At 50.8% G+C, this 6,824-nt stretch carries 5 protein-coding genes and 1 pseudogene; 5 read left to right on the top strand and 1 reads right to left on the bottom strand.

Annotated elements, in window-relative coordinates:
* Together IV04_RS05210 and IV04_RS05205 are read left to right on the top strand one after the other, a co-directional pair.
* Positions 1-4,056 (top strand): RHS repeat-associated core domain-containing protein (locus IV04_RS05210; protein ID WP_152562807.1); only part of this gene is annotated, 4,056 nt, incomplete at its 5' end.
* Between the two features lie 11 nt (positions 4,057-4,067).
* On the top strand, positions 4,068-4,448 hold the full coding sequence (locus tag IV04_RS05205) for a hypothetical protein (RefSeq protein ID WP_037396150.1): 381 nt from the start codon (positions 4,068-4,070) through the stop codon (positions 4,446-4,448).
* Positions 4,449-4,609: 161 nt separating this feature from the next.
* Here the strand turns inward: IV04_RS05205 and IV04_RS05200 are convergent, their stop codons facing one another.
* Positions 4,610-4,801, bottom strand: coding sequence for a hypothetical protein (locus tag IV04_RS05200; protein WP_037396145.1), 192 nt, complete (start codon positions 4,799-4,801; stop codon positions 4,610-4,612).
* A gap of 331 nt (positions 4,802-5,132) precedes the next feature.
* On the opposite strand from IV04_RS05200, the pseudogene IV04_RS26005 reads away from it, so the two are divergent.
* The 3 genes and pseudogenes from IV04_RS26005 to IV04_RS05190 form a co-directional block, all read left to right on the top strand.
* Positions 5,133-5,393, top strand: a pseudogene (locus IV04_RS26005) (hypothetical protein); the annotation flags it as partial.
* Entirely contained in the window at positions 5,351-6,358 is a 1,008-nt protein-coding gene (locus IV04_RS05195) for an RHS repeat domain-containing protein (protein WP_051916680.1), read from the top strand. The pseudogene IV04_RS26005 and the gene IV04_RS05195, both read left to right, overlap by 43 nt.
* Entirely contained in the window at positions 6,355-6,810 is a 456-nt protein-coding gene (locus tag IV04_RS05190) for a hypothetical protein (protein WP_037396147.1), read from the top strand. Before IV04_RS05195 ends, IV04_RS05190 begins: the two co-directional genes overlap by 4 nt.
* Positions 6,811-6,824 lie beyond the last annotated feature (14 nt).

Raw genomic sequence — 6,824 nt, 5'->3', positions numbered from 1 at the left:
GATTTTGTGATCCACTACACCCCGGTTCCCGTACCGACGCCGCATATCGGTCTTGTCTTCGATGTCATCGATTACCTGCCTATTATCGGTGGCAGTATTGATGTGAACGGACGCAGGCGCACCACTGCAGGCACTGGCGGGAAATGCCTGCATATCCCCGTCGCCGGAGCGTGGTTGCCTCCGCAGGGGTTCCCCATGGGCCCCATGGGGGATGATGAACTGTTCATGGGCAGCCAAACCGTGTCTGCCGATGGTGAGCCGTTCAGCCGCATCGGTGTCCCGGCCCTGAGTTGCAATGCGGTGGGGATGTTTCCGCCGTTTCGCGTACGCAAACCCTTTAAAATCAAACCCAAATCGCTGGAAATGCCCCTGACCTTTAACATCGCCATCCCCAATAATGTCATTGTTGGCGGCCCGTTGACCGTCAACTGGGTCGCACTGGGGATGAAAGCCTTTTTTAAAGGTTTTAAACGCTTTAAAAAAAGCAACCTCTACAAAAAGGGGATGGATAAATTCAAGGCAGCCCGACAAAAACTTTTTAAAAATATGGATTCGGGGTTCTGGAAATGTAATGTGCTCCGTGCCGAGCCCGTAGATATCCGTGACGGCAGCGTTTATGTACAGCACCAGGATTTCACCCTGGCGGGACGCTTCCCCCTGGCATGGACGCGCGTTTACCGTTCATCCGACGAAGAAGCATCGGGGGTGTGCGGGCCAGGTTGGCAGACTCCGGCAGACGCCACCCTCAGTTGGCATGCTGACGAAAGCGTCGGTTTTTTCCGTTCTGCTAAGGGACTGAGTGTGTTCGCCGAATTACCGGTTCTTCCCGGCGAAGCGCAGGCAGTATCCGTTTTTCCGGCGGGCCGTCTCTGGTATACGGAGCATCACGGCGGGACCGTCACTTGGACAGTCAGCGATGATGATGATGAGGTTCGTCACCACTTCACCACACCGTCCACCTTTGCGGCCTCGCGTCAGGAATACCCCATCAGTACTCTCAGTGATGGCGCAGGCAATGGCTGGCAGTTTATCCGTGACCAAGGGGAACTCGTCTGCATCCGGGAAGTCACTCACCGTGGCCCCACGGGCCGGGAGGCACACGCCGAAACCGCCCAGGGGAGGTTGCATGCCCTAGCCTTTCTTGACCCATATGAAAAGCGTTACCGCTCGCTAACCCGCTACGAATACGACCAGACAGGTTACCTGAGCCAAGAAATCGATGCGGAAGGATGCCCACGGCATTATCGCTACCAACAGGGTTATATGACCGCCCATACTGACCGGCTCGGGCTGTCGTTTTATTACGATTACGATCAGCAATGGCGTGTTGTGCGTGCCTGGGGCGACCAGGGGCTGTATGACTACCGTTTTGTCTGGCATGACCTTCTCAATGAAACCGAGGTCACCGATTCTCTCGGAAACACCTCCCGTATCCGTTTCAGCAGTGATGGCCTGCCGGTCAGCGAAACTGACCCGCAAGGCCACATCACCACCTTCCTGTATAACGTGAGCGGCCTTCCCATCCAGGTGTCTCTCTCCTCCGGCACAGTGTGGCAGTGGGAATATGATGATTGTGGTCATCTGACCGCAGAAATTGCCCCTTCCGGCAACCGTGACACCTTCGTCCGTGATCCGGCAGGTCGGTTGACTCACCGGACTGACGGCGAGGGGTCAGTCTGGCAATATGAGTATGATGGCCAAGGCAACCTGCTGAAGGCAACCGACCCGACCGGCCTCGAAAAGCACTACCGTTACGATGACTACGGCCAGTTGACGGAAAGCCGTACGGCGGATCTGCCAGGCCTGCATGCCCGTTATGATGCCTTCGGGTTTGTCCGCACCTTTACCTCGCCGGGTGTTACACCCCAGCAATTTGAGCATGACGGGATGGGGAATCTCATCACTGCAACGGACAGTAACGGCGTTGTCACCCGTTCTTTCCACGACCGGAAAAATCGCTTGATAGCACAGCAGCGCCAGGGGTTGATGGCCCTGCGTATCAGTTGGGATCGCGAAGACCGGCCTGTGCTGTATCAGGATGACAGTGGCCGGGAAACCCGCCTGGAATACTGTGGCACCGGGATGCTGTCGCGTTGCGTTACGCCAGACGGCCATGAAGTTCGTTATTACTATGACACCGAAGAGCAGCTTGTCGGGGTAAGCAACCCTGCCGGGCAACGCTGGACGCTGGTACGTAACGCCCTCGGATTGATTGTGGAAGAGCGCGATTACTGGGGGCAAAGCACCCATTACGCCTATTCTCCCGATGGTCTGCTGACCAGGCGCACCGACCCGCTCGGTCAAGTGTTGCGCTATCGCTACAATCAGGATGGCGCCTTGACGGAGAAACTGCCCGAGACTGGCGACATTCCCTTAACGCGGTATCGTTATGACCGGCGTGGATTATTGACACAATGCGACAATCTGCATCGCACATTGTCATGGGAATACGATGCCGCCGGGCGTGTCCGGGCGGAAATCCAGGATGGTTTCCGGCTGGAGCACCGTTATAACGCCTTGGGCCAGTACCTCCAAAGAGCCAGCAGCGCCGGTCATCAGGTCAGTTGGGGCTACAATGCCCTGGGGCAACCGGTACAACTTCAGTTGAATCAGGATGAACCGGTCACGTTCGGGTGGGATGCCTGTGGCCGGTTGGCCCGGCAGGGGCTGAGTGACTCGCTGGTAAAGGAGTTTCATTATGACGCTCACCACCGGTTGACGTCACAAGCGTTGATGCACGGTGAGCATGCGCTGTTCAATACCCAGTACCGCTGGGACAGTGACGGTAATCTCACCGAACGGCAGGACAGCCTGGACGGCTCCAGCCACTTCACGTATGACCCCATGGGGAAACTGCTGGCGGCAACACAACCTGATGGCCATGTTTTGCACTTTATCACCGACGCCGCAGGCAACCACATGGCGACCACCGTCAGAGCGGTCAGCGAAGCACCCGGCGGTTGGTTCCGGGAGGGGAAACGCGGGACGACCCGTTATGTTTATGATCGGGCGGGCAACCTGCGCCAGCGCAGGAACCTGACCTTACCAGCAAGTCGACAGGACCTGGTTTGGGATGTGGAGAATCAGCTCATCCAGGTACACCAGCAGGATACGGTGACCCACTACGGGTACGATGGCCTGGGAAGGCGTGTCACCAAACGGGGGCCGGAAGGCAGCCGGGTATTTTTCTGGCAGGGTCACCACCTGATAGCCGAAGCCCAGGCTGAAACCCCGTTGCCTGAATCGGCATCAGTGTATGATCTCCAAGCCCCGCACCAGCGCAAACAGCAGATCAAGCGGCTACTGCCTGCCGTCAGGGAGTATGTTTACCTACCGGGCAGTTATCAGCCGTTAGCGCTGATGGCCGAGGAAACGGCTGACCGAACCAGTTACTGGTATGAATGCGACCCAAACGGCGCACCGATAAGGCTGATCGACGTACAGGGCCGGTTGGTCTGGCATCAGCAGCACGGCGTCTGGGGCGAACCTGGCCTACAACGCGCCAATGCCGTCGAGAACCCGCTGCGATTCCAGGGGCAGTATTACGACGAAGAGACGGGTTTACATTACAACCGTTATCGGTATTATGATCCGCAGACAGCGGCGTATATCAGTCAGGACCCGATAGGGCTGGCGGGGGGATTAAATTTATATGCGTACGCTAAAAACCCGCTGACTTATATTGACCCTCTGGGGTTAACGGCATGCGGTCCAAATAAAAAGACGACTTATGAAGGTTCAAGTCGTAGAGATGCATTAAGGCAGGCTAAAAGAGATGCTGATATACCAATGACACAACATCCCTCAGATATAACTAAAGTTAAATTAGGAGACGGCTATGGTGATTATATGCGAACACCTGACGGCATCCCAATTGAAGTTAGAGAATATCATTTTATAAATAGTAAGGGGGTCCCGGTTGTTATTCAAGAGCATAGCCTTGGACATATAAAAGCCACTCCAATGCATGGTGCTGAGCCACACTTCAATGTTAGGCCGATAGATAATCTAGATACTGGTTGGTTCCCAGGAACTCATGGGCATTATAATTTTTAGGGAATAGCTAAATGAATTTTATAAATTGCATACATAACAAATTTTTAGAGCAACTTTTCCCTAAAGGTCTGCAAGAGCCAGTATTGTTAGGTCAATTGGGTTTGGATCTAGCAGATCGAGCATCTATAAATATACATGTTACTCAGAAGCCTGCGATAGAAATAAATAAGTGGGGGGTATGGGGGGAAGATTATAATATCATTGTAATTAAACTGATTGGCCAGTTCTTAAGTAAAATAGATGTTATAAATTGGCAATGTGTTGATTTTTGTTTTTTAGAATTTTCCCAAGAAGATGATATTATACAATTAAATTTTAATGGTAATGCATGGAGTGTGAAAATAGAACTAAGATCTCTAACATTCCAAGGGTGTGATGTATATATAAAGTGAAACTCAAGCCGGAAAGCTCCTCTTTGGATATTTCCGGCTTTTTTATTATGGCTACGCCAACATATTATCTTGTTGAGCGAGCATCACCACCTGACCAGACATCACGCTGATCGTCAGCGTTTGCCCGGCAAGGCTGCTCTGTGTCAGCAAGCTCATTCCAATTAACGCGCTGCATAGCCCTGTTCGGCTAACGTCTTGCGTAGCTGATTAATAGCATCACACATTGAATAGTACTCATTGTCATTCCTGGCATTAACGCGCATCTCATTCCAGCTAACTCGCTTAAAAAACTGTGCCAGTGCCCAGGCTTGCTCTGTGGTTAATTCCAGCCCATTGATAATAATGTATTCCATTATTTACTCCCCCACTGATACCCTTCCAGCTGTTCTTGAACCATCAAGCCGTCAATAATCTCTTGGAGTTGCCGTTGCGATGCTTCCGGTAAATGCGCAATCTTCTGAATCATATTATTGAGCAGTGATTTCCGTGGCAGCGGGGTTATTACCAGATGGCCGTTAGCAAGAGTTACGATAATCGGCGAGCCTCTTATAAATCCTGCTTTCTCCAGTCAACGCCCTTTTAAATTAATTGCCGGTGCCGGATTGGCGTAGCCACCATTGGGAACATACCCCACGATAGCGCCAGGGGTTGATGGCCCTGCGTATCAGTTGAGATCGCGAAGACCGGCCTGTGCTGTATCAGGATGACAGTGGCCGGGAAACCCGCCTGGAATACTGTGGCACCGGGATGCTATCGCGTTGCGTTACGCCAGACGGCCATGAAGTTCGTTATTACTATGACACCGAAGAGCAGCTTGTCGGGGTAAGCAACCCTGTCGGGCAACGCTGGACGTTGGTACGTAACGCCCTCGGCTTGCAAGTCGACAGGATCTGGTTTGGGATGTGGAGAATCAGCTCATCCAGGTACACCAGCAGGATACGGTGACCCACTACGGGTACGATGGCCTGGGAAGGCGTGTCACCAAACGGGGGTTGGAAGGCAGCCGGGTATTTTTCTGGCAGGGTCACCACCTGATAGCCGAAGCCCAGGCTGAAACCCCGTTGCCTGAATCGGCATCAGTGTATGATCTCCAGGCCCCGCACCAGCGCAAACAGCAGATCAAGCGGCTACTGCTTGCCGTCAGGGAGTATGTTTACCTGCCAGGCAGTTATCAGCCGTTAGCGCTGATGGCCGAGGAAACGGCTGACCGAACCAGTTACTGGTATGAATGCGACCCAAACGGCGCACCGATAAGGCTGATCGACGTACAGGGCCGGTTGGTCTGGCATCAGCAGCACGGCGTCTGGGGCGAGCCTGGCCTACAACGCGCCAATGTCGTCGAGAACCCGCTGCGATTCCAGGGGCAGTATTACGACAAAGAGACGGGTTTACATTACAACCGTTATCGGTATTATGATCCGCAGACTGCGGCGTATATCAGCCAGGACCCGATAGGGCTATTAGGTGGGATAAATCCGTACCAATATGCGCCGAATTCGTTGAGCTGGATAGATCCGTTTGGGTTATCATGCGGGGAAACATCGACTGTTTATCGTGTCGAAACTGATGTTATAGAAAGTCAAAGAATTTTTATTGATGAGTTGGGAAATATTTCCATTCCTGACAGAACAAGAATGTTGTTTTTGAATTTTGGTAGTAAAGAAAGAGCGGGTGAGTTTCGTGGTATAGCTGATAAACAAGTTAAAACTTTTGAGGTTAAACAATCATTCCTAGATAAATTACGGGAAACGTCCATAACTGAAAGAGAATTAGGCAAATCGAAAAACAAAGCAGATCGAAGCAGACCATTAAGGGTTGATAAACAAACGCCAGATCAATATGGGTTAAGACCAGAGCAGATTGATGAATTATTGGAAAATATTATACAAGGGTCTGGAGGAGTATTATGACATATTTAGAATCAATGAAAATAAATTTAGAAGATGAAAAAAATAGAATTTCCTCATCTTCTCTCATTAAAAAAAACAATGGTTTCGTCGTTGAATATATCACAACTTGTCGTCCAGGTTGTGGTGCGGTTATCTTGAGCGAAGCAAAAAAAATATTATTATTGATTAATAATAATACATTCCCTAAGTGGCCTGATTTGGATAGTTGGCTTTCTATTTTACCAAAATATTTTATTGATTCTTTTTCCGATGATGATTGGATACTTGAAAACTGGCTCTATTGGTTTGAGCCTGAAAATAGATTCTGGTTTTTATGGAGTCTAGCTTCTGTCGATGAGACTCACTTGAAAATCAGCATATTAGTACATGAACATCCTTTCCCATCAGAAGCTTTAGAAGTCTTATTTATGAAATTAGGAACAGATGAATTGGAAGAAATAAATATTCGTTAGTGTAAACTATCTTT

Source organism: Serratia sp. Ag1 (genome assembly GCF_000743355.1).
In the GTDB taxonomy this organism is placed as follows: Bacteria; Pseudomonadota; Gammaproteobacteria; order Enterobacterales; family Enterobacteriaceae; genus Chania.
This window is presented reverse-complemented; position numbering and strand designations above follow the sequence as displayed.

What these genes read in the sequence shown, in the direction of transcription:
- IV04_RS05205 (WP_037396150.1), top strand. Translation starts at nt 4,068, where the DNA reads ATGAATTTTATAAATTGCATACATAACAAATTTTTAGAGCAACTTTTC.
- IV04_RS05200 (WP_037396145.1), bottom strand. Translation starts at nt 4,801, where the DNA reads ATGGAATACATTATTATCAATGGGCTGGAATTAACCACAGAGCAAGCC.
- IV04_RS05190 (WP_037396147.1), top strand. Translation starts at nt 6,355, where the DNA reads ATGACATATTTAGAATCAATGAAAATAAATTTAGAAGATGAAAAAAAT.